30 protein-coding genes and 1 pseudogene are annotated in these 26,463 nt (G+C 71.6%); 13 read left to right on the forward strand and 18 right to left on the reverse strand.

Annotated elements, in window-relative coordinates; all coding sequences use genetic code 11:
• Nucleotides 1–91: 91 nt before the first annotated feature.
• Complete coding sequence (mshD, locus tag AB0L59_RS38070; protein ID WP_365591549.1) at nucleotides 92–1,018, reverse strand: mycothiol synthase; 927 nt, start codon at nucleotides 1,016–1,018, stop codon at nucleotides 92–94.
• Between the two features lie 582 nt (nucleotides 1,019–1,600).
• Between mshD and AB0L59_RS38075 the strand changes: the two genes are divergently transcribed.
• Nucleotides 1,601–3,409, forward strand: coding sequence for an ABC transporter ATP-binding protein (locus AB0L59_RS38075; protein WP_365591552.1), 1,809 nt, complete (start codon nucleotides 1,601–1,603; stop codon nucleotides 3,407–3,409).
• A gap of 19 nt (nucleotides 3,410–3,428) precedes the next feature.
• On the opposite strand, the gene AB0L59_RS38080 is transcribed toward AB0L59_RS38075, so the two are convergent.
• Together AB0L59_RS38080 and AB0L59_RS38085 are read right to left on the reverse strand one after the other, a co-directional pair.
• A complete protein-coding gene (locus tag AB0L59_RS38080) occupies nucleotides 3,429–4,151 on the reverse strand; it encodes a PH domain-containing protein (RefSeq protein ID WP_365591555.1) in 723 nt (240 codons plus the stop codon).
• A 184-nt stretch (nucleotides 4,152–4,335) separates the two neighbouring features.
• Complete coding sequence (locus AB0L59_RS38085) at nucleotides 4,336–5,202, reverse strand: NmrA/HSCARG family protein (RefSeq protein WP_365591556.1); 867 nt, start codon at nucleotides 5,200–5,202, stop codon at nucleotides 4,336–4,338.
• Nucleotides 5,203–5,311: 109 nt separating this feature from the next.
• Here AB0L59_RS38085 and AB0L59_RS38090 point away from each other — a divergent pair, with 109 nt between their 5' ends.
• On the forward strand, nucleotides 5,312–5,800 hold the full coding sequence (locus AB0L59_RS38090) for a MarR family transcriptional regulator (protein ID WP_365591557.1): 489 nt from the start codon (nucleotides 5,312–5,314) through the stop codon (nucleotides 5,798–5,800).
• A 63-nt stretch (nucleotides 5,801–5,863) separates the two neighbouring features.
• Here AB0L59_RS38090 and AB0L59_RS38095 read toward each other — a convergent pair whose 3' ends face one another.
• The 6 genes from AB0L59_RS38095 to AB0L59_RS38120 form a co-directional block, all read right to left on the reverse strand.
• Nucleotides 5,864–7,339, reverse strand: coding sequence for a HAMP domain-containing sensor histidine kinase (locus AB0L59_RS38095; RefSeq protein WP_365591560.1), 1,476 nt, complete (start codon nucleotides 7,337–7,339; stop codon nucleotides 5,864–5,866).
• Nucleotides 7,336–8,070, reverse strand: a complete 735-nt coding sequence (locus tag AB0L59_RS38100; RefSeq protein WP_365591563.1) for a response regulator transcription factor — start codon at nucleotides 8,068–8,070, stop codon at nucleotides 7,336–7,338. Before AB0L59_RS38100 ends, AB0L59_RS38095 begins: the two co-directional genes overlap by 4 nt.
• 319 nt (nucleotides 8,071–8,389) lie before the next feature.
• Nucleotides 8,390–8,692, reverse strand: coding sequence for a hypothetical protein (locus tag AB0L59_RS38105; RefSeq protein WP_365591565.1), 303 nt, complete (start codon nucleotides 8,690–8,692; stop codon nucleotides 8,390–8,392).
• A gap of 32 nt (nucleotides 8,693–8,724) precedes the next feature.
• Nucleotides 8,725–9,798, reverse strand: a complete 1,074-nt coding sequence (locus AB0L59_RS38110; protein ID WP_365591568.1) for a trypsin-like peptidase domain-containing protein — start codon at nucleotides 9,796–9,798, stop codon at nucleotides 8,725–8,727.
• A 135-nt stretch (nucleotides 9,799–9,933) separates the two neighbouring features.
• Nucleotides 9,934–10,959 carry a LacI family DNA-binding transcriptional regulator gene (locus AB0L59_RS38115; protein WP_365591571.1) on the reverse strand — a complete coding sequence of 342 codons (1,026 nt, stop codon included), beginning with the start codon at nucleotides 10,957–10,959 and terminating at the stop codon, nucleotides 9,934–9,936.
• Nucleotides 10,960–11,075: 116 nt separating this feature from the next.
• Nucleotides 11,076–11,855, reverse strand: coding sequence for a response regulator transcription factor (locus tag AB0L59_RS38120; protein WP_365591573.1), 780 nt, complete (start codon nucleotides 11,853–11,855; stop codon nucleotides 11,076–11,078).
• A 170-nt stretch (nucleotides 11,856–12,025) separates the two neighbouring features.
• Between AB0L59_RS38120 and AB0L59_RS38125 the strand changes: the two genes are divergently transcribed.
• The 3 genes from AB0L59_RS38125 to AB0L59_RS38135 are packed head-to-tail and all read left to right on the forward strand — an operon-like array spanning nucleotide 12,026 to nucleotide 14,361.
• Nucleotides 12,026–12,877 carry an alpha/beta fold hydrolase gene (locus AB0L59_RS38125; protein ID WP_365591575.1) on the forward strand — a complete coding sequence of 284 codons (852 nt, stop codon included), beginning with the start codon at nucleotides 12,026–12,028 and terminating at the stop codon, nucleotides 12,875–12,877.
• 46 nt (nucleotides 12,878–12,923) lie between these two features.
• Nucleotides 12,924–13,178: a MoaD/ThiS family protein gene (locus AB0L59_RS38130; RefSeq protein WP_365591578.1), complete on the forward strand. Its 255-nt coding sequence runs from the start codon at nucleotides 12,924–12,926 to the stop codon at nucleotides 13,176–13,178.
• 4 nt (nucleotides 13,179–13,182) lie between these two features.
• Nucleotides 13,183–14,361: a hypothetical protein gene (locus AB0L59_RS38135; RefSeq protein ID WP_365591580.1), complete on the forward strand. Its 1,179-nt coding sequence runs from the start codon at nucleotides 13,183–13,185 to the stop codon at nucleotides 14,359–14,361.
• Between the two features lie 354 nt (nucleotides 14,362–14,715).
• Here AB0L59_RS38135 and AB0L59_RS38140 read toward each other — a convergent pair whose 3' ends face one another.
• The 5 genes from AB0L59_RS38140 to AB0L59_RS38160 all read right to left on the reverse strand — a co-directional run bounded on the left by AB0L59_RS38140 (nucleotide 14,716) and on the right by AB0L59_RS38160 (nucleotide 18,128).
• Nucleotides 14,716–15,411: a hypothetical protein gene (locus tag AB0L59_RS38140; protein WP_365591582.1), complete on the reverse strand. Its 696-nt coding sequence runs from the start codon at nucleotides 15,409–15,411 to the stop codon at nucleotides 14,716–14,718.
• 418 nt (nucleotides 15,412–15,829) lie between these two features.
• Nucleotides 15,830–16,117 carry a DUF1416 domain-containing protein gene (locus AB0L59_RS38145; RefSeq protein ID WP_365591584.1) on the reverse strand — a complete coding sequence of 96 codons (288 nt, stop codon included), beginning with the start codon at nucleotides 16,115–16,117 and terminating at the stop codon, nucleotides 15,830–15,832.
• 27 nt (nucleotides 16,118–16,144) lie between these two features.
• Nucleotides 16,145–16,990: a sulfurtransferase gene (locus tag AB0L59_RS38150; protein WP_365591587.1), complete on the reverse strand. Its 846-nt coding sequence runs from the start codon at nucleotides 16,988–16,990 to the stop codon at nucleotides 16,145–16,147.
• Nucleotides 16,991–17,111: 121 nt separating this feature from the next.
• Nucleotides 17,112–17,192: an Ms5788A family Cys-rich leader peptide gene (locus AB0L59_RS38155; protein ID WP_350751515.1), complete on the reverse strand. Its 81-nt coding sequence runs from the start codon at nucleotides 17,190–17,192 to the stop codon at nucleotides 17,112–17,114.
• A 198-nt stretch (nucleotides 17,193–17,390) separates the two neighbouring features.
• Complete coding sequence (locus tag AB0L59_RS38160; RefSeq protein WP_365591590.1) at nucleotides 17,391–18,128, reverse strand: DUF2993 domain-containing protein; 738 nt, start codon at nucleotides 18,126–18,128, stop codon at nucleotides 17,391–17,393.
• 180 nt (nucleotides 18,129–18,308) lie between these two features.
• Between AB0L59_RS38160 and AB0L59_RS38165 the strand changes: the two genes are divergently transcribed.
• Nucleotides 18,309–18,572 carry a DUF3099 domain-containing protein gene (locus AB0L59_RS38165; protein WP_365591592.1) on the forward strand — a complete coding sequence of 88 codons (264 nt, stop codon included), beginning with the start codon at nucleotides 18,309–18,311 and terminating at the stop codon, nucleotides 18,570–18,572.
• 5 nt (nucleotides 18,573–18,577) lie between these two features.
• On the opposite strand, the gene AB0L59_RS38170 is transcribed toward AB0L59_RS38165, so the two are convergent.
• Complete coding sequence (locus AB0L59_RS38170; RefSeq protein WP_365591595.1) at nucleotides 18,578–18,940, reverse strand: DsrE family protein; 363 nt, start codon at nucleotides 18,938–18,940, stop codon at nucleotides 18,578–18,580.
• Nucleotides 18,941–18,990: 50 nt separating this feature from the next.
• On the opposite strand from AB0L59_RS38170, the gene AB0L59_RS38175 reads away from it, so the two are divergent.
• From AB0L59_RS38175 to AB0L59_RS38190, 4 genes are all read left to right on the forward strand, one after another.
• The gene (locus AB0L59_RS38175) at nucleotides 18,991–19,116 is read left to right on the forward strand and encodes a hypothetical protein (protein WP_365591598.1); all 126 of its coding nucleotides are present in this window, start codon (nucleotides 18,991–18,993) and stop codon (nucleotides 19,114–19,116) included.
• A 710-nt stretch (nucleotides 19,117–19,826) separates the two neighbouring features.
• Complete coding sequence (locus tag AB0L59_RS38180; protein WP_365591601.1) at nucleotides 19,827–20,402, forward strand: FABP family protein; 576 nt, start codon at nucleotides 19,827–19,829, stop codon at nucleotides 20,400–20,402.
• 30 nt (nucleotides 20,403–20,432) lie between these two features.
• Complete coding sequence (locus tag AB0L59_RS38185; protein ID WP_351030817.1) at nucleotides 20,433–20,870, forward strand: Fur family transcriptional regulator; 438 nt, start codon at nucleotides 20,433–20,435, stop codon at nucleotides 20,868–20,870.
• A gap of 9 nt (nucleotides 20,871–20,879) precedes the next feature.
• The gene (locus AB0L59_RS38190; protein WP_365591604.1) at nucleotides 20,880–21,845 is read left to right on the forward strand and encodes a folate-binding protein; all 966 of its coding nucleotides are present in this window, start codon (nucleotides 20,880–20,882) and stop codon (nucleotides 21,843–21,845) included.
• A 16-nt stretch (nucleotides 21,846–21,861) separates the two neighbouring features.
• On the opposite strand, the gene AB0L59_RS38195 is transcribed toward AB0L59_RS38190, so the two are convergent.
• Nucleotides 21,862–22,632, reverse strand: a complete 771-nt coding sequence (locus AB0L59_RS38195; protein WP_365591607.1) for a maleylpyruvate isomerase N-terminal domain-containing protein — start codon at nucleotides 22,630–22,632, stop codon at nucleotides 21,862–21,864.
• A 110-nt stretch (nucleotides 22,633–22,742) separates the two neighbouring features.
• A complete protein-coding gene (dtd, locus tag AB0L59_RS38200; protein ID WP_365591609.1) occupies nucleotides 22,743–23,168 on the reverse strand; it encodes a D-aminoacyl-tRNA deacylase in 426 nt (141 codons plus the stop codon).
• Nucleotides 23,169–23,327: 159 nt separating this feature from the next.
• On the opposite strand from dtd, the gene AB0L59_RS38205 reads away from it, so the two are divergent.
• The 3 genes and pseudogenes from AB0L59_RS38205 to AB0L59_RS38215 all read left to right on the forward strand — a co-directional run bounded on the left by AB0L59_RS38205 (nucleotide 23,328) and on the right by AB0L59_RS38215 (nucleotide 26,211).
• A complete protein-coding gene (locus AB0L59_RS38205) occupies nucleotides 23,328–23,930 on the forward strand; it encodes an aerial mycelium formation protein (protein WP_365591612.1) in 603 nt (200 codons plus the stop codon).
• A gap of 50 nt (nucleotides 23,931–23,980) precedes the next feature.
• Complete coding sequence (locus tag AB0L59_RS38210; protein WP_365591614.1) at nucleotides 23,981–25,219, forward strand: GNAT family N-acetyltransferase; 1,239 nt, start codon at nucleotides 23,981–23,983, stop codon at nucleotides 25,217–25,219.
• 379 nt (nucleotides 25,220–25,598) lie between these two features.
• Nucleotides 25,599–26,211, forward strand: a pseudogene (locus AB0L59_RS38215) (GntR family transcriptional regulator).
• Here AB0L59_RS38215 and AB0L59_RS38220 read toward each other — a convergent pair.
• On the reverse strand, nucleotides 26,206–26,394 hold the full coding sequence (locus AB0L59_RS38220) for a hypothetical protein (RefSeq protein ID WP_365591617.1): 189 nt from the start codon (nucleotides 26,392–26,394) through the stop codon (nucleotides 26,206–26,208). The pseudogene AB0L59_RS38215 and the gene AB0L59_RS38220 sit on opposite strands and share 6 nt — an antisense overlap.
• Nucleotides 26,395–26,463: the final 69 nt, after the last annotated feature.

Here is a 26,463-nt window from a genome sequence, read left to right on the forward strand (position 1 = left end):
CGGTGGTGGGACCGTGGGTGTGGAAGGCCCCCAGCGCGTACCAGCGCTCGGCGGAGTCGACGCGCCTGCCGGGGGCGTGGGGCGTAGGTGCTCAGGTCTCCGTGCGGTACATCAGGTCCGTCTCGTACGTGCTGAAGCCCAGCCGCTCGTACACCGACACCGCCGCCTGGTTGTCGGCGTCGACGTACAGCATCGCGGTCGGCAGCTGCTGGCCGGCCAGGTGGCGCAGGCCGATCGCGGTGAGCGCCTTGCCGAGCCCGCCGCCCTGTTCACCGGGGCGGACCCCGACGACGTACACCTCGCCCAGGCCTTCCTCGGCGTGCACCTTGGTCCAGTGGAAGCCGATCACCTCCCCGCGCCGCTCGGCGAGGAAGAACCCGGCCGGGTCGAACCACGGCTCCCCCTTGCGGTCGTCGAGGTCCCGCTGGGTCAGTGAGCCCTGCTCCGGGTGGTGGGCGAAGGCGGCCGCGTTGACCGCGAGCCAGGCGGCGTCGTCCTTGCCCGGCACGAACGTCCGCACGGTCACGCCTTCCGGCAGCACCGGCTCGGGCAGCTCCAGGTCGGTCAACTGCCGCCGCATCTGCCGCAGTTCGCGGAACAGGGTCAGGCCGAGCACCTGGGCGAGATGCCGGGCGGCCGGATGCCCGCCGTGGGCCCACACCCTGAGCCGCTTTCCGGAGGCGGCGAGCAGGGCCGAGCCGAGCGCCCGGCCGTGTCCGTGCCCGCGCTGCGCGGGGTGGACGACGAGTTCGGCGGCCGGTGCCTCCACCGGGTCGGTGTCCTCCAGCTGGGCGTACCCGACGAGTTCGCCGTCGACGCTCAGCAGCAGATGCGACACACCCTCGCGGGCGCCTCCGCGCAACTGCAGCCGGCCCTGTTCGGACACCGGTTGCTGCCCGTCGACCCGGCCGGCCTCGGCGAGCAGGCCCAGCACGGCCTCCACCTGGTCCGGGGTGAGCGCGGAGCTGGTCTCGAGGGAGCGGGCCGGGAAGGCTCGTGCGGTGTCGTCGCTGCTCATGCGTAGAGGGTACGGCAGCCACCCCGTAAAACCTATGTGAATGGCGCCGTGGTTCCACAAAATACCTGTGAATTACGCACAGTGCTCTTTAATTGAGGTCTCACCGGAATTGGCTTTTTTCGGCTCGCCGGTGCCGTAGTGTTTTTCGTGTCGAAAGCGAAAGGCGCGAACGACGCCGAAGCGAGAGGGAAAGTCATGAGCTTCCGCAAGATCGTCCCGGTGAAGAAGTCCCACAAGCCCGCCCCGGCCCCGAAGCGCCGGAGGTGCGAGCCGAAGAAGCACGAGCCCAAGCGCCCGGTCGGCCACAAGTAAACACCGCCGTAATCGCGCGATAAGCGCAAACTGAGTCATTACCAGGAATCAGGGAGGGAAATTCCATGTCGTTCCACAGGATCACCCCCGTCAAGAAGCACCGCAAGCCCGCTCCGGAGTCGCGGAAGCACGAGCCGAAGAAGCCCGCGCCGCGGCGTCGCCCGGTCGGAGACAAGGGCTGAGGCAGGCCTTCGTGAGGCGGGGTCACCGGTCACCGTCGCACCGGTGGCCCCGCCCGGCCGTGTCCACAGCTGTGGAAAGGAGTTGCCAATGGTGGGGGAAGCCCGCGAGGCCTTCCGCCGGTTCTGGCCGCTGACGCACGGCGACCGCAAGTGGCTCGCGGCGATCGTGGCGTGCGTGGTCGTGTCCGCGCTCGCCGAGACCGCCGCGATCCTGCTGTTCGCCCAGCTGACCGACCACGCCCTGAAGTCGGGCAGGCTCTCCGCCTTCTGGGGGCCGGCCGGCGCCTGGCTGGGTGTGGCCGCGCTCGCCGCGCTCGTCGGCTACCTCGGCAACTCCCTGGCCACCTGGACGGCCGAGAGATTCGTCCTGCGCCTGCGCGCGGCCGTCTTCCGTCATGTCCAGGACCTGCCCCCGCACTTCTTCCAGCGGCACCGCCGGGGCGACCTGGTCGAACGGCTCACCGGAGACGTCGAGTCCATCGAGCAGCTGGTGGTCTCGGGTGTCGTGGGAGCCGTGTCGGCGGCGTTCTCCGCCGTGTTCTACGCCACCGCCGCCTTCTGGCTGCGCTGGGACCTGGCGCTGGCCACCTTCGTCCTCGTGCCCCTCTTCCTGCTCGCCGCGCGCCGCTTCTCCGGCCGTATCGCCCAGGCCTCCCGGGACGAGCGGGTCGCCGACGGCGCGATCACCTCCGTGGTGGAGGAGTCGCTCGGCAACGTCGTCCTCACCCAGGCCTACAACCGGCGCGCCGACGAGGAGCGACGGCTCGACCGCGAGGCCCGCGCCTGGATGCGGGCCAGTGTGCGCGGGGCGCGACTGAGCGAGATGTACGAGCAGTTGGTGGAGGTCGTCGAGACGCTGTGCGTGCTCGCGGTGATCGGCTTCGGCGTGTGGGAGATCTCCGCCCACCGCATGACCCTCGGCGAGCTGCTGGCGTTCGCCGCCTTCCTCGGCTACCTCTACCCGCCGATCCGCAGCCTCGGCCGGCTCGGCCTGACGGTCACCGCGGCCACCGCGGGCGCCCGCCGCATCGGCGAGGTCCTCGACGCCGAGCCCGCGGTCGCCGATCCCGTGGCCCCGGTCCCGCAGTGGCCCGTACACGGCTGGATCGGCCTCCACGACGTCTCGTTCCGCTACCCGGGCTCCGCGCGCGCCTGTCTCCGGGGCGTCGAACTCACGGCGCGGCCGGGCGAGTTGGTGCTGATCACCGGTGCGAGCGGCGCGGGCAAGTCCACCCTCGCCAAGCTCCTCACCCGCTTCTACGACCCCTCGGCCGGCGTCATCACCCTGGACGGTGTGCCGCTGCGGGACCTCCCGCTGCACTTCCTGCGCGAGCAGGTCGCCCTGCTGCCGCAGCAGACCCTGATCCTCAACGGCACCATCCGCGAGAACATCGCCTGCGGCCGCCCCGGCGCGACGGACACCGAGATCGAACAGGCGGCGAGGGACGCGGCGGCGCACGACTTCGTCACCGCGCTGCCCGAGGGGTACGACACCCCGATCGCCCCCGGCACCGCCGCCCTCTCCGGCGGCCAGCTCCAGCGCATCGCCATCGCCCGCGCGATGCTGCGCGCGGCCCCGGTGCTCGTCCTGGACGAGCCGACGGCCGGGCTGGACGCCGTCGCCGCCCGCCAGGTCGTCCAGCCCCTGCGCAGCCTGATGTCGGGCCGTACGACCATCATGATCACCCACGACCTGTCCCTCGCGCCGGACGCCGACCGCATCCTGGTCATCGACCGAGGCCGGCTCGTGGAGGCCGGCACACACGAGGAACTCCTCGCCCGGGGCGGTGCCTACGCCCGCCTGGCGCACCCGCTGCCGGAGGCGGTGACGGCACCGGCGCTCCCGGCTGCGGCTCCGGCCCCGGCTTCGGACGACACGCTGATCCTCCGCCGGTGATGTCCCCGGAACGGCACACCTAGGCCCCGTCGCGCGGCAGCCGCAGGGCCCGGGCGGCGCAGTACCGGCCGAGCAGGGGCCCCAGCAGGCCGAGGGCGGCCAGCGGTACGACCACGAGCAGCAGGACGAGGTTGGCCGGTGTCCCGGCGATGTCCTCCGCGAGCGCGACCACGATCATGACGGCGAACACCACCACGGCCGCGACGCTCGCCCCCTGCCATCCCCGGCGTCGACCGGCCTGCCGCAGGATCCGTTCCTCGATCTCGGCCCGCTGCCCGTAGGGCATCCCGTGCCGCCAGGCGGCCGCGCGCAGCCCCGCGACCTCGGCGTGGGGATCGTCCAGCTGCCACTCGTTGAGCTGTGGGAGCAGGAAGCGGCGGCCTTCGGAGTCGTACAGGTAGGCCGCCCACCGGGGATGGGTGTTGAGGGGCTGGTTGCCGGTGCTCTCGACCCGGATGTCGTACACGGCGGACCAGGCCCAGGTGCGTGCCCGCAGGGGTCCCTGCCGGGTGATTCCGCGGGCCGCCACCACGGTGTGCGCCCGCCACTCTGACAGGATGCCCCACACGCCGACCGCCACGAGCGCGGCGAGCGCGGTGGGGACCCACCAGGTCGGCACGGCGTGGCCGGCGCGGATGGTCTGCAGCGCGGCGTTGCCCAGCAGGACGAGCGGCAGCAGCGCGGCCTGTCGGGGCCGTCTTCGCTGCCTGCGGTACACCCGTGTCGATTCGCCCTCGTCCATGGAGGCCCCCTCCCCGACGCACCGGAAGGGTGCGCGACCGAGGAGAGGCTAGACCCCTTGACCGGAGCGGTGAGGAGGGGGTGGGCGGACGGCTGGGCGACGGCTGAAACGATCAGCCGCCGGTCGGGGCCCTGTGGGCGTGCCCCGGAGTTGCCGAGGGCGGGGGAAGGCCGCCGCCCGTCTCTCAACTCCCCAGCAGACCTTGCCAGTTCTGGTCAGCCGCCCAGTCGGCGAAGGTGTGCCAGGCGATCTCGGGGTGGGTGCGGTGCAGGGTGGCGGTGTCGACGTCGAGGCCGGTGGTGGTGAAGTACGCGAACATCGCAGCCAGGTCCGCGGAGTGGGTGCGGACCTGGTCGAGGGCGACCTCGTGGTGGGTGACCGGGCGGCCGGTGACGGTGGCCAGGGTGGCTGCGATCTGTTCCGGGGTGCAGGTGTCGGAGGCGATGTCGACGCGCCGGCCCGCGAATGCGGTACGGCGCCCGAGGGCCAGCGCGGCGAACGCGCCGATGTCGGCGGCGGGGACGAGGGCGAAGGGCCGGCCGGCGGGCATGGGCCAGCCGAAGACGCCCTCGCGCAGTCCGGCCAGGGTCCAGCCGCCGGTGTGGCTGTCCATGAACGCGGCCGGGGCGATCACCGTCCAGGGCGCGCCGGAGGCCCGCAGGTGCCGTTCGATCTCGGCCTTGCTGTCGTAGTGCGGGACGCCCGTGCCGCGGTCGGCGTGCGCGGCGGAGGTGAGGACGACATGGCCGAGTCGGGCGGCCACCGCGGCGTCGACGAGGGCTCTGCCCTGCCGTACCTCGGTCGCGGTGTCGGTGCCGAACGGGGTGGTCACGGCGAACAACGCGTCCGCGCCGGTGAGGGCCGCGTCGAGGGAGGCGCGGTCGTCGAAGTCGGCGTGGCGGATCTCGGCGCCGAGGGCGCGCAGGGCGGTGGCGGCCGGTGCGTCCGGGGCGCGGGTCAGCGCTCGGACGTGGTGGCCGGCGGCCAGCAGGGCACGGGCGGTGGCTCCGCCCTGGGCGCCGGTCGCGCCGGCGACGGCGACGGTGAGCATGGGTCTCCCTGGGTCGCGGTAGAATCACTGTGTGGCGCATTAGCTGCGCCACGCAGTAGAGTAGCGCGAGTTTCGCTGCGTCGCGCAGTAATTTTGGGAGGCCAGTCACGTGACGGACGGGACAGAGCCGCGCCGGGCCCGGCTGTACGAGGAGTTGTCGACCGAGTCGCGGCGCTATCTCGCGTCGTACGTGCTGTTCAACCAGGCCGTCGCCGACCACCTCGGGCTGCACCCGACCGACGTACAGGCCCTGAGTCTGCTGACGGTCGAGCCCGAGCCGCTCACGGTCCGGCAGATCGCCGACCTGACCGGTCTCACCACGGGCTCGGCCACCCGGCTGGTGGACCGGCTCGAACGCGGTGGCTATGTGGCCCGCATGCCGGACGCGCGGGACCGTCGGCGGGTGCTGGTCACCCCGGTGCCGGAGCGTGTCGCGCGCGTCACCGCGGTCTGGGACGAGCTCGGCCGCACCTGGCAGAGGCTGTTCGACGACCACAGCGAGGACGAGCTGAGGACGATCACCCGCCACATGCGCCGCGCGAACGACCTCAGCCGGACCCAGATCGAGCGCCTGCGCACCTTGCCGAAGCCGGACTGACCCGACCGACCCGACGGACCCGGCCGGCCCGGCCGGTCCGAGCCGTGCCGGATGCCGGGTCGGTCACCCGGCGAAGTCCCGCTCGTCCGCCCGCGTGCCCGGCGTCTCCGGGGGCGGTGTCGGCGCGCCCGGCAGGCGTACGGTGGCCACCGTGCCGCCGCCCTGCGCGCGCGAGAGGGTGACCTCGCCGCCCGCCTGCTGGACCGTGCGGGCCACGATGGACAGGCCGAGGCCCGAGCCGGGCAGGGCGCGGGCGCTGGGGGAGCGCCAGAAGCGGTCGAAGACGTGCGGGAGCTCGTCCTCGGGGACGCCGGGGCCGTGGTCGCGGACGGTCAGCACGCCGGAGGTCAGCCGCACCTCGACCGTGCCGCTCTCGGGGCTGAACTTCACCGCGTTGTCGAGGATGTTGACGACCGCCCGCTCCAGCGCGGAGGGCTCCGCCCGTACGTACCAGGGCTCCAGGTCCGCCGTGATGGTCAGCTCGGGGCCGCGCAGGCGCGCGCGGCGCAGCGCCGCCTCGACCGTGTCCTGGAAGGAGACCACCTGGACACGCTCGCCCCGCTGGCCCTCCGAGCGGGACAGCTCCTGCAGGTCGCCGATCAGCGCGGCCAGTTCGGTCATCTGCGCCTTCACCGAGGCGAGCAGGGCCTTGCGGTCCTCCGGCGGGATGGGGCGGCCCGTCTCCTCGCTGCGGGTCAGGAGTTCGATGTTCGTGCGCAACGACGTCAGCGGCGTACGGAGTTCGTGGCCGGCGTCGGCGATCAGCTGCTGCTGGAGATCGCGGGAGCTGGCCAGCGACGACGTCATCGAGTTGAAGGACCGGGACAGGCGCGCCACCTCGTCCTCGCTGTCGTCCTCCACCGGGATGCGGATGGTCAGGTCCTCGGTCCTGGCCACGTGCTCCACGGCATCGGTGAGCTTGTCGACGGGGCGCAGGCCCGCACGGGCGACGGCGAGGCCCGCGGCACCGGCCCCGACGACTCCTATGCCGGAGACGAGGAGGAGGACGAGCGCGAGGTCGTTGAGGGTCTTCTCGGTGTTCTTGAGCGGGATGGCCACCTGGACACCGACGTTCGGTCCGCGTGCGCCGCTCGCGGTCGAGGTGGGCAGGAGGGGGCGGGTGAGCACGCGCAGCTCGTTGCCCTCGGAGTCGGTGCCGTTGCGGAAGTAGATCGTGCTGGCGAGGGCCTTGATCTCCGTCTTGTCGGCCTCGATGACCTTGATCTTGCCGGAGGCGCCCCCGATCAGGCAGACCTTGCCGGTCTCGGTGACCAGCTGGGAGTACCTGTCCTGGAAGATCCCGCCGGACGCCGGCGTGTCGGTGCAGTTGCTGAGGGAGAAGTTCAGCTGGTCCAGCTGGCCCGCACCGCGCAGCGACTTCTGCAGATCGTCGTCGAGCTGTGAGTACAGCTTCCCCTGCACGATGAACCAGCACGTCACCGAGACCGCCGCCACCGCGAACGCCACCGCCGCGGCGACCAGCATCGCCAGCCGGGCCCTGATCGACAGGGACCGGTAGCGCCGTACGAGCTTGTTCACTCGGCGCCGCCCTGGCGCAGGACGTACCCCACGCCCCGCACCGTGTGCACGAGACGCGGCTCGCCGCCGGCCTCGGTCTTGCGGCGCAGGTACATGACGTAGACGTCGAGGGAGTTGGAGGAGGGCTCGAAGTCGAAGCCCCAGACCGCCTTCAGGATCTGCTCCCGGGTGAGGACCTGGCGCGGGTGCGCCATGAACATCTCCAGCAGCGTGAACTCCGTGCGGGTCAGTTCGACCTGCCGGCTGCCGCGGGTGACCTCACGGGTCGCGAGGTCCATGCGCAGGTCGGCGAAGGTCAGCGCCTCGTCCTCCTGGGCCTCGGCCGACACCGCGGCAGCGTACGAGCTGCGGCGCAGCAGTGCCCGGATGCGGGCGAAGAGCTCGTCCAGTTCGAAGGGCTTGACCAGGTAGTCGTCCGCCCCGGCGTCCAGACCGGTCACCCGGTCGCCGACGGTGTCGCGGGCCGTGAGCATGAGGATCGGGGTGGTGTCGCCGGCCCCGCGGATGCGGCGGGCCGCCGTCAGGCCGTCCATGCGCGGCATCTGGATGTCCAGGACGACCAGGTCGGGCCTGTAGGCGGTGGCCTTCTCCAGCGCGTCCGCGCCGTCCACGGCCACCTCCGTGTCGTACCCGTCGAACGCGAGGCTGCGCTGGAGCGCCTCGCGTACCGCCGGCTCGTCGTCGACGATCAGGATGCGCTGGGGGTCACGGTCGCCTTCGGCGGGGCTCATCGCTCGCGATTCCTCGGGGGTGCGGTTGGGTGGGATGGAGGGGTGTCTCTCAGCGTGCCACGACCGACGCGCCGGGCGGCACACCTGCCGGGTTCGACCGGGAAGCGGTCAGCCCCCGGGGCGTTCCCCGGACGTCGGTCGGTCCCGATCCGAAGCAGGTCGCGACCCGAAGCAGGTCGCGACCCGAAGCCGGGCGCGACCCGAAGCCGGTCCCCGACCGCCGCCGGACCCGCCGCAGGGGGAAGGGCCAGCCCGCAGGCTGGCCCAACCCCATGACAGGTCCGGCCGCGTCAGGCCGGCGGCCTCAGGCCCCGCCGCCTCAGGCCCGCACCGCGGACAGGCGGTTCAGCGGGACCTTGCGGCGGTGGGTGCGGACGGGGGCGGTGCGCAGGCCCATCAGCTCCGGGAACGTCGTCACGACCAGCTCGGGCGCGCGGGGGGCCGGCTCGGGTGCGCGGGGGGCCGGCCTGGAGGCGCGGAGGGCCGGACGGGGGGCGCGGGACACCTGCTCGGGCTCACGGGGGGCCGGGATGGGCATGTGCAGGTCCCGGGAGATCGCGAGGGCCAGGGTGATGTCGGTGGGGCCGCGGTCGGCGTTCCGGTGCGAAACCTTGGTGATCATGACGTACTCCCTGCTGACTGAGGGGTGAAGCGCTAGCTGTTGTTGCCCGCCCGCAGCTTGGCCAGGTCGGACTTGACCGTGTTGACGGGGATCGCGAAGCCGAGGCCGATGCTGCCCGCGTCCGAGGACGACGAGGACTGCTGGCTGGACGAGTACATCGCGGAGTTGATGCCGATGACGTTGCCGCTCGCGTCGATCAGCGCGCCGCCGGAGTTGCCGGGGTTCAGGGACGCGTCGGTCTGGATGGCCTTGTACGTCGTCGTGGACGAACCCGTGTCGCCGTTGAACTGACGGCCGCCGAACTGGAACGGCCACTGACCGTCGCCGCCCTGGCCCTGTCCCTCGTCGGTGGAGACGGTCACGTCCCGGTTGAGGGCGGAGACGATACCGCTGGTGACGGTGCCGGTCAGGCCCTCGGGGGAGCCGATCGCCACGACCGTGTCACCGACCTGGACACCGGCGGAGTTGCCGAGGGAGGCGGGCTTCAGACCGGAGGCGCCGCGCAGCTTGATCAGCGCGAGGTCCTTGGAGCTGTCCGTGCCCACGACATCGGCGGTGTAGCTCTTGCCGTCGCTGGTGCGCACCTTGATCGACTGCGCGCCGGAGACGACGTGGTTGTTGGTGACGATCTCGCCGTTCGACGAGATGACCACGCCGGAACCGGTGGAGGAGCCGTTGCCGAGGGTCGCGTTTATCTCGACCACGCTGGGGCTGACGGCGGAGGCGATCGCGGCGACGTCGCCCTTCTTGCTGGACGGCACCACGGTGGTGCTCGTGCCGGCGCTGGCGACCGTGTCCTTGCCGGTCAGCTCCTGGAAGCCGTAGGCCGTGGCGCCGCCGACCGCCGCCGCCACGATCGCGACGGCCGCGATGAGGGCGAGCGGACCCCGGTTGCGCTTCCTCCTCGGCTCGGGTGCCGGCAGCGCATCCGTCGCCGTCGGGGGGTCGTACGGCGGCGGGGGCGGCCACTCGGGGTTCACGGGAGCGGAGTAGCTGGGCTGCTGGGCGTACGCACCCTGGGGCGTGCCCTGCGGGCTGTCGTACGCGCCCGTGCCCTGAGGGGTGCCGTACTCGTACTCGCCGCTGCGGCGGATGCTCTCGGTCATGACTAGAAGGGTCCCCCGCCACCATGAGAGCTTCCTGAGTGCTCGCTGAGAAGCCCGGCAGAACCTCGTTTGCCCGATATAAAGACGCTTCCCGCCTGCCTCGGCCGGGCTCTCACCCGGCTTTCAGGCAGCGCTTCAGCCCGCGCATCCACAGCTTGTGCGCACCACCAGCCGGGACGGGAACGTCTTCAGCCGCTCCCGTCGCGACCCCGCCACCCGCAGCCCGTCGTCCAGCACCAGGTCGACCGCCGCCCGGGCCATCGCCGAGCGGTCCGAGGCGACCGTGGTCAGCGGCGGGTCGGCCAGCGCCGCCTCCTTGATGTCGTCGAACCCGGCCACCGCCAGCTCGCCGGGCACGTCGATGCGGAGCTCGCGCGCCGCCCGCAGCAGGCCGATCGCCTGGTCGTCGGTGGAGCAGAAGACGGCCGGCGGGCGGTTCGGGCGGGAGAGCACCTCCAGCGCCACGCGGTAGGCGTCGTAGCGGTTGTACGGCGCCTCGAACAGGCGGCCCTCGGTGGACAGGCCCGCCTCGGCCATGGCCCGCTTCCAGCCCTCGACGTGGTCGGAGACCGGGTCGCCGACGGCCGGGGTGTCGGCCGTGCCGCCCATGCAGGCGACGTACTCGTAGCCGTGCTCGAGCAGGTGGCGTACGGCGAGCTGGGCGCCGCCCAGGTCGTCCGTGACCACGGCGACGTCGTCGATGGCCTCGGGGCGCTCGTGCAGCAGCACCACGCGGGCGTCCCAGGCGTCGATCTCGGCGGCGGCCAGGTCGTTCAGGGCGTGGGAGACGAGGATCAGGCCCGAGACGCGCATGCCGAGGAAGGCGCGCAGGTAGTGGACCTCGCGTTCGCCGATGTAATCGGTGTTGCCGACCAGGACCATCTTTCCGCGCTCGGAGGCGGCCTGCTCGACCGCGTGCGCCATTTCGCCGAAGAAGGGCTGGCGGGCGTCCGGGATGATCAGGCCTATGAGGTCGGTGCGCCGCGAGGCCATCGCCTGGGCGACCCGGTCGGGGCGGTACCCCAGTTCCTTGATCGCCGCGAGGACACGCTCGCGCGTGGCCGGGGCGACCGGCCGGGGTCCGTTGTTGATGACATAACTGACGACGGCGGTGGAGGTTCCAGCCAGCCGTGCCACGTCATCCCGAGTCACCTTCGCCACGCGCGGAGTCTACGCGGATTGACCCGGTCCGGGCAGGGCGTATCACTGCTTGGATGTGCGGGAGCAATGCCCCGCCCGGACGGCCGCCACACCTGCCCGGCGGAAACGAGCCGGAACTAGGCGTCCGCGTGGATCTCGGCGGCGCCGGGGACGGCGGGTGCCTCCGTGTCCTCCGCCTTTGCCCGGTCCGCCCTGGCCTTGGACTCCTCGGCGGACCGGTCCGCCTTCTCGGGGGTAACGAATCGATAACCGACATTCCGGACGGTGCCGATCAGCGACTCGTGCTCGGGGCCGAGTTTGGCGCGCAGGCGCCGTACGTGGACGTCGACCGTCCGGGTGCCGCCGAAGTAGTCGTAGCCCCACACCTCCTGCAGCAGCTGGGCGCGGGTGAAGACCCGGCCCGGGTGCTGGGCGAGGTACTTCAGCAGCTCGAACTCCTTGAAGGTGAGGTCGAGGACCCGGCCCTTGAGCTTGGCGGAGTAGGTGGCCTCGTCCACCGAGAGATCGCCGTTGCGGATCTCCATGGGGGAGTCGTCGTTGACGATCTGCTGCCGTCCCATGGACAGCCGCAGGCGCGCCTCGACCTCCGCGGGACCGGCGGTGTCGAGGAGCACGTCGTCGATGCCCCAGTCGGCGGTGACGGCGGCGAGACCGCCCTCGGTGACGACGAGGATCAGCGGACAGCCGGGGCCGGTGGAGCGCAGCAGCTGGCACAGGCTGCGCACCTGGGGCAGGTCGCGGCGGCCGTCGACGAGGATGACGTCGGCGCCCGGGGTGTCGACCAGGGCGGGGCCCTCCGCCGGGGCCACCCGCACGTTGTGCAGGAGCAGGCCCAGGGCGGGGAGCACCTCCGTCGAAGGCTGGAGGGCGTTGGTCAGGAGCAGCAGAGAACTCATACGTCTGGTTCCTCCTCGGTCCCTGCGAGGACTGTGCGGACGGGTACTGCTCTGCGATCCCGAAGGCCCCGTACATCCACGGTTTCCCGCTTCGTATACAACGCTTCCGAAAGCACAAAAGGACCCGGGGGCTTCGCTGCCCGAGTCCTCTGCCCAGCAGAATAGCCCACATGAGCAACCGTTCGGCAGGTCAAGTGGCGCATTCCACCGTTCGTCCGAATCGCGAGACAGGCAGACTGGGCCCTATCCGGACGTTCCTGCGCACCGCCGACGGAATTTTGATCGATTCCGTATACGATCCGGGCGCCGTCGTACACGAAACCCATCCGGACGCCTCCCGTTCGGCCTCCCGTGATCCGGTGTTCGTCATCGCCCACGGGTTCACCGGTGACGTGGACCGTCCGCACGTTCGCCGGGTGGCGGGCGTTCTGCGCGGTCACGGCGCCGTCGTCGCCTTCTCGTTCCGCGGCCACGGACGCTCGGGCGGCCGGTCCACGGTCGGCGACAAGGAGGTCCTGGACCTCCACGCCGCCGTCGACTGGGCCCGCGGCCTCGGGCACGCGCGCGTGGTGACCGTCGGCTTCTCCATGGGCGGCTCGGTGGTCCTGCGGCACGCGGCGCTGCACCCCGGTACGAGCGACGCGGTGGTCTCGGTCAGCGCCCCGGCCCGCTGGTACTACCGGGGTACGGCCCCCATGCGCCGGCTGCACTGGCTGGTCACCCGCCCCGAGGGCCGTCTGGTCGGCCGCTACGGCCTGCGCACCCGCATCCACCACAGCGACTGGGACCCGGTGCCGCTGTCCCCGGCGGAGGCGGTCCCCGGGATCGCCCCCACTCCGCTGCTGATCGTGCACGGCGACCGGGACGGCTACTTCCCCCTCGACCACCCCCGGATGCTGGCCGAGGCGGCCGGTGACCACGGGGAACTCTGGGTGGAGCCGGGCATGGGCCACGCTGAGCACGCGGCGGACGACGCCCTGCTGGGCCGGATCGGGGAATGGGCGGCCGTCAGGGCGGGCTAGCCTGACAGCGTTCTTATTTCTTTCTTGCCGTCGATCGAGGAACGAGATGCCCAAGGTCACGCTGCGCTATTGGGCCGCCGCCAAGGCGGCGGCCCAGGTCGCCGAGGAGCCGTACGACGCGGACACGCTGGCCGACGCGCTGGCCGCCGTGCGCGCGCGACACCCCGGTGAACTCACGCGCGTACTGCAGCGATGCTCCTTCCTCGTCGACGGCGACCCCGTCGGGACCCGCGCGCATGAGACGGTACGGCTGGCCGAGGGCGGCACGGTCGAGGTGCTCCCGCCGTTCGCAGGAGGGTGAGGCGATGAGCGACCAGCCGTATCAGGGCGGAGAGCCCTACCAGGGCGGCCCCTACGAGGGCTACGACCCCTACCAGCACCAGCACCAGCACCAGCACCAGCACCAGTGGCCCGGGTACGACCACCAGCAGCAGGGCCACGACCCCCAGCTCACCCAGCAGTGGCAGGGGCAGACCTGGGAGACACAGACGCACGCGTCGGTGCAGATGCCGGCGCAGGGCGCGGAGACGGCGTATCCGCCGTCGCAGACGTACGACGGGCAGGGGCAGTACCAGCAGCCGTACGCGGCCGCCCAGCAGCCGCAGCCGCAGCCGATGCCGCAGCCGCACCCGGCGCCCGCACCGGCGCCCGCACCGGCACGGGGGCCGGAAGCCGCACCGGAGTCCGAGCCGGCCTACGGCCCCGCCACCCTCGCCGGCAACGCCCGGATCACGGATGCCCAGCGGGCGCGCCTGGAGGGCCGTTCGCCGGTCATCGAGCCCGGCATGCAGCCTGCGCTGCTGACCGCGGTACTGGGCCTGCTGCTGGCCGCGACGGCGCCGGTCGCCTCGTACGCGCTCGTCGTCCCGCTCGTGGTGCTCCAGGCGGTGACGGCGGCGGGCTGGTTCCGGCTGAACGGCATGTGGCCGGCCCGGCAGGGCATCGCGCTCGCGTTCCTGGGCGGGGTGACGGCCGACGCGGCGGTCCTGGCCGCAGGCCGCGAGCACGCCCCCGCGGCCATCCTCGGCCCCCTCGGCGTCTGGGTCCTGCTCTCCCTGGTCCTGCAGCTGCGCTCGCACGCCTCACCGGACGAGCGGATGTACGGCCTGATGGCGACGGTCGTCTCGGCGGCGCTGTCGGTTCTGGCCACCGGGTATCTGGGTGCCGCCCCGCACGCGGTGTCCGTGGGCGCGGCGGCGGTGGCGGTGGCGGTGCTGGCCCGGGCCCTGCCGCTGCCGACGCCGGTGTCCGTCGTGGTGTCCCTGTCGGCCGCCGCCGGCGCGGGGATCGCTGTCGGGGGTGCCACCGGGCTGGGCGCGAAGGGCGCGCTGCTGGGGCTGGCCGCCGCGGTGTGCGCGCTGATCGGCCATCGCGTGGCCAGCTACGACTACCCGTCCAGGTTCGTGCACTTCACGGCGGGGGTGGCGCTGCCGTTGTCGGCGGCGGCACCGGTGGTGTGGGTGCTGGGGCGGTCGCTGGGCTAGCGCGGTTCCGGGGCCGGTTGTCGGCTGCCGGTCGGTCGTGGCTCGCGGTCGGCCGTCTCCTCGCGGTCGGTCGGAGCCGCGGACCCGGCGACCGCATGAGGGGGTCTGTTTCACCCGTTCGGCGGTGTCCGCGGGGCGGGTGAGGTTTCTTCGGCGACGGTGCTCCTGCCGCGTCAACCGGGGGTGGCGCTGCGGGAGTCGCCCGGCCGGTGGGCCGGCCGGGCGAGCGCGGTGGCGTCCTGTCTCCAGGTGTGCCGGGGCGCGTGGTGTCTGGGTTGCCGGACAATGGTCAAGCCTGGAGCCCCGGCCCGATTCCGGCGGGCCGGGGCTCCATGTCATGCGGCGACCTTAGGACTACCTCCCGCCGTCGTCGCCGCCGCCCCAGCCGCCGCCGCCCCAGCCGCCGCCGTCGCCGCCGCCCCAGCCGCCGCCGTCGCCGCCCCAGCCGCCGTCGCCGCCCCAGCCGCCGCCCCAGCCGCCCCAGCCGTAGTCGCAGACCACGCGGAAGCTGGCGACCACGCCCTTGTGGATGTGGATGCCCTCGGGGGTGCGCGAGCGCACGCCGTTGCTGGAGCTGAACGGTCCAACGGTGGCGATGGGAGCACCGTTGTCGCAGACGGCCCCGCGGAAGACCTCGACGGTCTTGCGGCTCTCGTTGCGGATGTTCAGGCTCCGGGCACCGAGGCCGCTGACCACGGTGATGCAGTCACCGGGGTGGGCGGAGTAGGACCGCTCGTTGACGAGGATCCTGCCGGGGAACTCGCGGTGGCCGCGGCCACCCTCCCGGCCGCCGCCCTCGTGGCCCTCGTGGCCCTCGTTGCCCTTGCCGTTGTTGTTGCCGTTGTTGTTGTTGTTGTTGCCGTTGTTGTTGTTGCCGTTGTTGTTGCTCGTGCCGCCACCGAGGTGGGCGGCGGCAGGCGCGGCGGCGACAGCCGCCGGAGCCGCCGCCTCGGGGGCGGAAGCGGCTGTGGCGTACGTTACGCCGGTCGCGGCCAGGGCCGCGGCAGCCGCCACAGCCGCGGTGACAACCGTGGTGCGAGTGATCTGCATGGTGCATCTCCAGTCTGTGAGACGCCGACTCATCGGCCGGTCGAAATGGAACGTATAAACCGGCCGCATCTCTGTCATGTCGGGAATGCCAGGAGACTGGGTTGCATGGAACCAATCGGGGGAATTCTGACGTTTGGTCGCCGCATCTCGCCCGGAGCGCAAGTCTCAAGTCGCCCTCAGAAAAGGGGGATTGACACACCGCTAGACCTTTTGAGTGAATATATGACAATCAGCCACACTGGCGGCAAGCGTGTCGCTACCGGCGCCCCGAGGAGAGACGCGTTAATGGCGGCCGCGTCGGCATGACCCCGCATCAGGTCCCGCGGACCCGCACGGGCGCACCCGCACATGCCGGAGGGCCGTACCCCCACTGGCGTCCAACCCAGGGGGTACGGCCCTCCGCCGTCACTGAACCCGCTCAGACCGCGATGGCAACCTCGGCCAGGCCGCCCTTCTGGGCCACCACGGTGCGGTCGGCCGAGCCGCCCGGCACCAGCGCACGCACGGTCCACGTGCCCTCGGCCGCGTAGAAGCGGAACTGGCCGGTCGCGGAGGTCGGCACCTCCGCCGTGAACTCGCCGGTCGCGTCCAGCAGCCGGACGTAGCCCGTCACCGGCTCGCCGTCGCGGGTCACCTGACCCTGGATCGTGGTCTCACCGGGCTTGATCGTCGAGGCGTCGGGGCCGCCGGCCTTCGCTCCACACATGCTGTTTCTCCAGAGGGGTGGGGTGTCTTACTTACCGGCGCCGAGCTCGATCGGCACGCCGACGAGGGAGCCGTACTCGGTCCACGAACCGTCGTAGTTCTTGACGTTCTCGACGCCGAGCAGCTCGTGCAGCACGAACCAGGTCAGGGCCGAGCGCTCACCGATGCGGCAGTAGGCGATCGTGTCCTTGGCGAGGTCCACGTTCTCCTCGGCGTAGAGGGCCTTCAGGTCCTCGTCCGACTTGAAGGTGCCGTCGTCGTTGGCGTTCTTCGACCACGGGATGTTCTTGGCGGACGGGACGTGACCCGGCCGCTGCGACTGCTCCTGCGGCAGGTGCGCCGGGGCGAGCAGCTTGCCGGAGAACTCGTCGGGGGAGCGGACGTCGACCAGGTTGTGCGAGCCGATGGCCGCCACGACGTCGTCACGGAAGGCGCGGATCGAGGCGTCCTGCGGCTTGGCCTTGTAGTCCGTCCTGGCGCGCTCGGGGACCTCGTCGCCGGCGACCAGCTCGCGGGCGTCCAGCTCCCACTTCTTGCGGCCGCCGTCGAGGAGCTTGACGTTCTCGTGGCCGTAGAGCTTGAAGTACCAGTAGGCGTACGACGCGAACCAGTTGTTGTTGCCGCCGTAGAGGATCACCTGGGTGTCGTTGGCGATGCCCTTCTCCGACAGGAGCTTCTCGAAGCCCTCCTGGTCGATGAAGTCGCGGCGGACCGGGTCCTGCAGGTCCTTGGTCCAGTCGATGCGGATCGCGTTCTTGATGTGGTTCTTCTCGTAGGCGGACGTGTCCTCGTCCACCTCGACGATGGCGATGGCCGGGTCGTCCAGGTGCTCCTGCAGCCAGTCGGCGTCGACCAGGACGTCGGTGCGGCTCATGCTCTTTCTCCTCCGGGGCAGTTGCGGGGGCGTGCGTGTAGAGAGGGGGGTGCGCCCGAACGGCGCACGGGTGCCCTTCCGGCAGGGCGGGGATGAGATGCGGAAGTTCGGGGACTTTCGCTCAGAAGGGGCGACAGAGCATGGCGGCAACGCGGCACAGGTCCACTGCCCGCCGCTTCGTGAGATCCGCCTGTCGCTTCATGGCCTCGATCGTAGGGACGTCCGGGCGGGCGTGTCACCGGCGTGTCACATGACGAGACGCGATCGTCCGTATGGCGGGACAAGGGAAGCGCCCGGTGGCCGCCGTACGGCTTCCCGGGCGCTCGCGTCACTCTTCGTATCTACGGTACGGACACCGTCGTCTCGCCAGCCGGACGAGTACCGTCCGCCGGGAGTGTGCCTACCCCGCCAGCCTGACGTCCGAACCCTTCACCGTGATCTCCACGCCGTTCTTGGCGGCCTGCACCTTGTCCAGCTTGATGCCGCCGGGCAACTGGTTGACGGCCTGCTGGAAGTCGGTGATCTCGCGGATGCGGTTCTCGGCGATCGCGGCGGCGCCGAGCTTGGGCAGCGAGTCGGCGTGGACCTGCACCTTGTCGTTCACGACGCTCACCGAGCTGAGCACGGGCACGGTCTGCTTGATCCCGAGGGACGAGACCTTGCCCTCCACCATGACCTTGATCTTGCCGTTGCCGCCGTCGGAGAGGCCGACGATCCGGGCTGTGACCCCGGGGGCGACCTCGGTCGGCTGGGAATCGGCCGTCTTCAGCAGCTCGGCGTAGGAGATCGTGGCGGTGCCGGTGGCGGTGGCCGCGGTGGCGGAGCTGTAGTCCCCGGAGAACGCGACGCCCTTCATGTCGGCCTGCAGGTCGTCGATCCGGATCGTCTTCCCGGCGGTCCCGGTCGCGGCCTGGTAGTCCTTGATGCCGACCTCGACGTCGTCGAGCGACCCGCCCGCGACCTGGGTGAGGAACGGGAACCCCTTGATGCTCACGTCCGGCGTCGAGGCCAGGTTCTCCGACGCCTTCAGCTTGTCGGCGGCCTCCCCCTCGGCGAAGTGCACCGCGACCCGGTCCGCGATCACGAACAGCCCACCCAGGATCACGACGAGGATCAGGATTATTCGCAGGGCGCGCATGGTGGTGTTCCCCCGGGTCGGCGGCAGGTCTGGCTACGTCACGGTAACCCTGCCGGCCCGGCCGCCGGGCACATTGTGGATCAGTTGTGACAGGCGGGTGGGATCGGCCGGGCCGCCGTCGGCGCGGACGGCGGTAGCGCAGGGCAGCGCCACGCAGCCCACCGTGTTTACGCTGGACCTATGTACGCGCGTCGGCGTCACATCTATTTCGCCATGATGGGCACCTGCATCGGGCTCTTCGTCCTGGCCTGGGGAGTCGTGCGTATCTGGTCCGTGCCGGCGGCCGTCGGCATGTGCGTCGTGGCCATGATCATCCCGCCGGTCGCGGCGATGATCGCCAACCGGCGGGGCCCGGAGGACCGCTGGTGGGACGATCCCTCCGGCGACCCCCAGTCCGACGAGTGGTGGGACGAGCTGGACGGCAAGAAGCGCCCGCGCCGGTAGGCGTCTCAGTAGACGAGGGCCTGGGTGTCGTCGGCCAGTGCCTCCTGCACGAAGACCTGTGCGCCCGCGATCCGCACGCCCTCGATGACGTCCTTCTCGGTGATCTCCCGCCGGGCCGCGCACTGTGTGCACAGCGTGATGCGACCCGCGGCCAGGATCGACTCGACCAGGTCCGGCAGCGGGGCCGCGTGGGGCAGCTCGAACTCGGCAGCCCGCCCCGGCAGCGCGAACCAGGACGACTCCCCGGTCAGCCACAGCGACACCTCGACCCCGCTGGCCACGGCCACCGCCGCCACGGTGAACGCCTGCGAGCAGCGCTCGGGGGCATCGGCCCCGGCTGTCACCTTGATCACGAGCTTCTTCGCCATGCCGGAAGGGTAAGCCCTCGCGGTCGGCTCGGCCGGGGTGCAGGGCCTCGATGGCGATCACCACCGTCCTGGTGGTCGCGGCGGCGGGCGCGTCGACGGCGTACGGGATCACCCGCAGGGAACGCACCGACGTCCCGGGCCCCGCCGCCCGCGCGGCCGCCGGGACGGCCCGTTGATCGTGCGACCACCGCTGCCCGCCGGCAGCCCCGCCCCGTTCCCCGAGCGCGACAAGGCCTCCGTCCACCACGCCGACCTGCGCGGACCGGTGCTGCCCGCGCCGGGCGGGGCCGAGGCCGGCACGGCGTTCGCCGGCGACCACGGAAGGGTGAAGCCGGCGGTGTTCCCGGCGCAGTGCGCGAGCAGGGGCGGCCGGGACGCACTCCGGGGCGTGCTCACCGGCCACGGCCTGCGGCACGTCGCTGCGCGTGGCGTGGACCGTGCCGGACGGCACCCGCACCCGGATCCACCTGCTCCGGTTCGAGACCGGCCCGCTCGCCGACGAGGTCCGCCAGGACGGGTTCGCCGGCTACGACGGGCCGGCCCGCGCACTGCGCGTGGCGCCGGCGTACGCGTCCGCGATAGACGGAGTCGTTCCCCACGGCTTCGAGGGCCGCGAAGGAGATCCACGTCCGGCGGACGGTCGTGCCGCAGCGGCAACTGCCCGACCGAGCCCTTGCGGCCCACCTCGCCAAGAGAGCCGGAGCCCGGCCGCGTAAGCTGGGCCCCGGCTCTGTCGTCCGCCCACCCACGCTCAAGGAGCACCCGTGGAGATCTTCTTCGAAACCCTGCTGGTCCTGGTCTGCGTCGGCGTGCTCGCCTTCGCGTACCTGACCGTGAAGAAGCTGTACCAGGGCCAGCGCTGACCCACGTCTAGGAATTAGCTCTCATGATCGAGATCCCGTCCGACCTGCACAAGGACCTCGTCCCGCTCGCCTTCCTGCTCGGCAACTGGGCCGGGGCAGGCGTGCACGACTTCCCCGGCTCGGAGAAGTGCAACTTCGGCCAGGAGGTCAGCTTCACCCACGACGGCCGGGACTTCCTGGAGTACCACTCCCACACCTGGGTGCTGGACAAGGACGGCAACAAGGTCCGCCCGCTGGAGTCGGAGTCCGGCTTCTGGCGGATCGACGCCGACCGCAAGGTCGAGGTGACGATGACCCGCGACGACGGAGTCATCGAGATCTGGTACGGCGAGATGGCCGACAAGAAGCCGCAGATCGACCTGGTCACGGACGCCGTCGCCCGTACGGCGGCCTCGCAGCCCTACAGCGGGGGCAAGCGGCTCTACGGGTACGTCAAGAGCGACCTGATGTGGGTCGGCGAGAAGCAGACCCCGGACGTCGAGCTGCGCCCCTACATGTCGGCGCACCTGAAGAAGGTCGTCACCCCCGAGGACGTCGAGCGCTGGGCCAAGGCCCTGCCGGACGACCTGCCGGACGACGGCATCGCCTTCTTCAAGTAGTCCTGTTCGAGTGGTTCTAGACTTTCCGGTGTGGTGAGCACCGACTGGAAGAGCGACCTCAGGCAGCGCGGCTACCGGCTGACGCCGCAGCGGCAGCTTGTCCTCGAAGCCGTGGACACCCTTGAGCACGCGACCCCCGACGACATCCTCGTGGAAGTGAGGAAGACGGCGTCGGGGGTCAACATTTCCACGGTCTACCGGACGCTGGAGCTGCTGGAGGAGCTGGGCCTGGTCAGCCACGCCCACCTCGGGCACGGTGCGCCCACGTACCACCTCGCCGATCGCCACCACCACCTGCACCTGGTGTGCCGCGACTGCGAGAACGTGATCGAGGCGGACGTGGACGTGGCAGCGGAGTTCACGGCGAAGCTGCGGGCGCAGTTCGGCTTCGACACGGACATGAAGCACTTCGCGATCTTCGGCAGGTGCAAGGACTGTTCGCTGAAGAGTTCAACTACCACGTCGTAGGCTGACGGTATGAAGAGCCCTCTGCTGTCCCTGCCCGGCGCCGTCCCCGCCGAGGGTGTCGACGAAGGTGTCGCGGCCCACTACGGAGACCTGTTCCGTGAGCAGCGCGCCCTCGCCGACGGCACCGGTTTCGTCGACCTGTCCCACCGCGGGGTCGTCACCGTCAGCGGTGAGGACCGGCTGAGCTGGCTGCACCTGCTGCTCACCCAGCACGTCAGCGAGCTGCCCCCCGGTGAGGCCACCGAGGCGCTGATCCTGTCCGCGCACGGGCACATCGAGCACGCGCTGTACCTGGTGGACGACGGCAGCACCGTCTGGGCGCACGTGGAGCCCGGCACGCAGGCCGCCCTGGTCGCGTACCTGGAATCGATGAAGTTCTTCTACCGGGTGGAGGTCGCCGACCGCACGGCCGACTTCGCGGTCGTCCACCTGCCCGCCGGCTCGATCGCCGAGGCGCCGGACGGGGTCGTCGTCCGCGAGACGGCGTACGGCCGTGACCTCTTCCTCCCGCGCGAGGATCTGGAGTCCTTCGCCGCCGCGCACGGCCCCGCCGCGGGTCTGCTCGCCCACGAGGCGCTGCGCGTCGAGCAGCACCGGCCCCGGCTGGGCTTCGAGACGGACCACCGGACGATCCCCCACGAGCTGGGCTGGATCGGTACGGCCGTGCACCTGCAGAAGGGCTGCTACCGGGGTCAGGAGACCGTCGCCCGGGTCCAGAACCTGGGCAAGCCGCCGCGTCGGCTGGTCTTCCTGCACCTGGACGGCAGCGAGGTGCGTCTGCCGGTGCCGGGCACGGAGATCCGCATCGCGGACGAAGGGCCCGACGGCCGCAAGATCGGTTTCGTGACGACCTCGGCACGGCACCACGAACTGGGCCCGGTGGCCCTGGCGCTGGTCAAGCGGAACGTGCCGGTCGACGCCCGGCTCATGGCCGGTGAGACGGCGGCCGCGCAGGAGGTCGTGGTCGAGCCGTAGGGGGCTCCGCGCCGTCTCAGTAGCCGCTCAGGAGGCTCCGTACCCGGCGCAGGGCCTCCGGTCCGGCGGAGCTGTGCCAGCGTGTGGGGTCGGCCGGGCGCCGTCCCCACAGCAGCAGGACGCGGGTGGCCGCATCGCTCTCGATCGTGGCGGGGCCCTCGGGGGCGGCGAACCGGATGCTGCTGCCCCCGGCGTCGGCGGTCACCACGATGTCGTCCGTACCCGGGGTGCGCAGCCGGCCCTCGACCCGGCCGTCGGGCCCCGGATCCAGGCCGGCGCTGCCCCGTGCCAGCAAGGGCCGGCCGACCGACACCACGCTGTGCTCGGTCATCCAGGGCTCGTCGAGCGCCCGCACCGCGGTCCGGTCGTCGCCGGTCAGGTCCCAGCGGTGCAGGATCAGCTCCTCACGCATGTGCTCCGCGAAGAAGGGCACCGTCACCGTCCGGCCGGTCCACCTCACCTCCGTGTCCGGCGACAGGTCCTGGGCGGCGGCCGCGGCGACCTCGGTGAGCCGTTCGCAGCGGTTCATGAACGCGGCCCACAGCTCGGGGTCGGACATCCGCCGGAAGGGAGCCTCCCGGTCGAAGCCCCTGGTCTCCACCGGCGTTCCCGCGAGGAACGCCTGGAGCACCCGGGCCAGTTCCTCGGCATTGCCCGTCTGGTGGATCAGGACGTCCCGTACCGTCCACGCCTCGCACCAGGTGCCGTGGTCGGGCCTTCGCGCCTGCACGGCGCGGACGAAGGGGGCCAGCTCCGGCAGGGTGTCATCGACCTTGGATGGAATCACGCGCCATGGGTATCCCGCCCGGGCCGCCGGTGAAACCCGCCCTGCTCGCGGAGGAGGCCGCACGGGACGCGTGGAACGGGCCGCACGGGACGGCGCCGCGCGGACTGGGCCTAGATCTCCAGCAGCACCGTGAACGGCCCGTCGTTCGTCAGGGACACCCGCATCTTCGCGCCGAAGCGTCCCGTCGCCACCGTCGCCCCCAGCGTCCGCAGCTGCGACACCACCTCGTCCACCAGCGGCTCGGCCACGTCGCCCGGCGCCGCCGCGTTCCAGGTCGGCCGGCGCCCCTTGCGCGCGTCGCCGTACAGCGTGAACTGGCTGATGACCAGCAGCGGGGCGTCGATGTCGCTGCACGACCGCTCGTCCTGCAGCATCCGGATCGTCCAGAGCTTGCGGGCCAGCTGCGCCGCCTTCTCCTTGGTGTCCTCGTGGGTCACCCCGACGAGGACGCACAGCCCCTCGCCCTCGATCGCGCCGACCGCCTCGCCGTCCACGACGACGCTCGCGCCGTCCACTCTCTGCACCACCGCACGCATGCGGACCATCATGCCGGGTGCCCGGTAGGCGGTGACAGCGGGTCCAATATCGATCCCTTACCCACCATCTAGGGCCGTTCGGGGGCACTCGGTCACATTGTGGCCACTTGGGGTGGCACGATGCTTCCACACGCCGGTCGAGGGGACGGTCACACGCACATGAGCACACCGAGTACCAGCGGACGGCTGGGGACGCAGGGGACGTACCGGCCGCCCGCCCAGCGCGCCGACGCTCCGCCGGGCCCGGCGCTGCCCGAAGAGCCGCCCGAGCCCGAACTGTCCCGGCTGAGCCTGCCCGAGCTGCGCACCCTGCGCCGCGACGCGCAGCGCGACGAAGCGGACCTGAGCTATGTGCGGCGGCTGCTGCAGGGCCGTATCGACATCCTGCGGGCGGAGCTGTGCCGGCGCGGCCGGGCCTCCGTGCCGGCGCCCGCGGACGGCTCCGTGGTCGACCGGCTCCCGGAGATCCTCAAGGACGCCCCGGCCCGGCACCGCTCCTCGGCCCGCCATGTCACGCTCGGCACCCCGCACAACGAGGAGTACCGGCAGCTGGCCGCCGAGATGCTCGCCGAGGTGGAGCTGTCGGACCTGGAGGCGCGGACGGATCTCGAACTGACCACGGCGATGGGGCGTCTGGTCCGGTACGAGCAGGAGGTGTCCGGGCGCCGCCAGCGCCTGCAGCACACGACCGACGCGTGCAGCGCGGAGATCGCCCGGCGGTACCGGGTGGGCGAGGCCCAGGTCGACGACCTGCTGATCTGAGGTCCTCAATCCGCAGGACACCCGGCGGGCCGTCCGCCTACCGTGGGCCCATGACCGACCTCCGGACCATCACCGAGACCGATTTCGCGGACTGGCAGCGCGCGCTGGCCACCGGGTTCCTGCAGCCACCCGTGCTGACCGCCGAGGAACTCGAGGCCCGGCGCGCGCAGTTCGTGCCGGGCCGGCTCCTCGGCGCCTTCGACGGCGGCCGGTGCGTGGCCACCTTCCGCTCCTTCGACCAGGAGCTGACCGTGGTCGGCGGCGGCCTGGTCGCAGCGGACGCGATCTCCAACGTCACCGTCAGCCCCACCCACCGCCGCCGCGGCCTGCTCACCCGCATGATGCACCGGGACCTCGACGCGGCGAAGGAGCGCGGCGACGTCGTCGCCACGCTGAACGCCGCCGAGTATCCGATCTACGGGCGGTACGGCTTCGGTCCGGCGACCTGGGCGACCGAGTGGACCGTGGAGGTGCCCCGGGCCGGCCTCGACCCGCGCTGGTCCGGCCCCTCGGACGGCGGCCGGATCGACCTCGTGGACGGCGAGGACGTGCGCAAGCTCGGCCCCGAGCTGTTCGAGCGGTTCCGCCGCATCCAGCCCGGCGCGGTCAGCCGCAGCGAGCTGTGGTGGCAGATGAACACCGGGGCAGTCCGTTACCACGCCAACTGGACCGAGCCGTTCCACGCCGTCTACCGATCGGCCGGCGACGAGGTCCAGGGGCTGGTGGCGTACAAGTCCGACGCGACCTGGAACGGCAAGCAGCCGGACCAGACCGCCACCGTGCTCAAGCTCATCGGCACCACCCCGGCGGCCGAGCGCGCCCTGTGGCACTACCTGTGCTCGATAGACTGGGTCACGAAGGTCAAGAGCGGTTTCCGCGGCCCCGACGATCTGCTGCCGGACTATCTCCCCGACCCGCGCGCGGCCCGGGTCACCGGGCACGCCGACTGGCTGTGGGTGCGCATCCTGGACGTCGTACGGGCCCTGGAGGCGCGGACGTACGAGAGCACGGGCGCGCTGGTCCTGGAGGTCGTGGACGACGCCGGTCTGACCGGGGGCCGGTTCCGGCTGGAGGCCTCGCCCGAGGGGGCTTCCTGCGTTCCGGCGAGCGACGCGGGTGTCGAACTCGTCCTGGGCGTGGCCGAGTTGGCCTCGGTCTGGCTCGGTGGCGAGTCGGTGCTGCGGCTGGCGGCGCTCGGCCGGGTGCGGGAAGAACGAGAGGGCGCCGCCCGGAAGGCCGACGCCCTGTTCCGCTCGCCCGGGCGGCCGTGGTGCCCGGACATCTTCTGACCGATCCCTTCTCCCGGTGACGCCGGCTGTGCATCCGTAGCGAGCTGTTCAGTTGTGGCTGTGCTGTGCGGTGTTCAGTTGTGGCTGTGCGCTGTCGTGTTCAGTTGTGACTGTGCGCTTCGGTGGCCGTCCCCTGCCCGGACTCCCGGCTCCCCTCCGGAAGGGAGCCCGGTCGGCCAACCACTGGGAAGCTTGACCAGGTTGTGCAAGTTGGCAGCCAACTTCACTGTACTTATCTCCGTTGGGATGCGACTCATAACCAGCGACCGGCGAACTGCCGTAACTTGGCGGGAAGTTGTGGTGTCCGTCCGTGGATCCCGAGCACGTCTCCGCCAGTGGACGGACGAGGTCACAGCGGCCCCACCCGTCCCATCGCGAGATCGCCGACGAACTGCGCAGCCGGATCGGTCCGGTGTGCTGCGGGCGGGTCAGAGATTGCCCACCCACGCCGAGCCGGCCGACGAGTTCGGCGTCGAGCGCGGGGCCGTACGGCAGGCCCTGCGCATCCTGTGGTCGGAGCAGCTGCTCACCCACGTCTCCAAGGGCAGACCGGCCAGCGTGAAGAGCTCGCGCCGCGCGTCGCGGACGTCTTCACCGCTTCCCACGTGCGGACCGACGCGCTCTGCCCGGCCTCGGTCTCGCTGACGCCGGCCGTCGGTGAGCCGCTCCGGCAGAACCATGCGGGACGACTGAAACCGGCCAAGATCGACGTCCGGGGTCTCCCTCCGGGCGCTGCCGTTCACCCCGCCGGTCAGGCTGTACCTGCTCAACGGGGTGGAGGCGCTGTTCGCGTACTACACGCTCCGGCGCCTCGAGCGGGAGATGGCACACGAGCATCTGGAGCTGTACGACGCCGACGGCCCCCCCGCTCGAGGCTGTACACCTTCGAGCGGGGGGCCGGGGAGCGGGACGCCGCGTTCGTGGAGCAGTCGCGGCTGTGGTTCGGCGCGCTGTGGGAGACGATCGGTTCGGGCCCGGTGCTCAGTTCATAGCGCCGGGCCGGCGAGGAGCACGGCGAGCAGGACGGCGCCGGCGGAGCTGACCGCCGGGCTCTTGGCCTTGATCCCGACCGAGAGCAGCAGCATGCCGACGACGCCGACGGCGCCGTACTTCCACTGGACGAGCTGCTCGAAGCCCATGACGAACAGGGCGGAGAGGAGGGCGAGGGCGGGCACGGCGATTCCCCCTTCGGTCAGCAAAGATTTACCAACTTCCGTAAGTTGGCAGCCAACTTCACTTAAGTT

It is taken from the genome of Streptomyces sp. NPDC052109 (genome assembly GCF_040680195.1).
GTDB lineage: Bacteria > Actinomycetota > Actinomycetes > Streptomycetales > Streptomycetaceae > Streptomyces.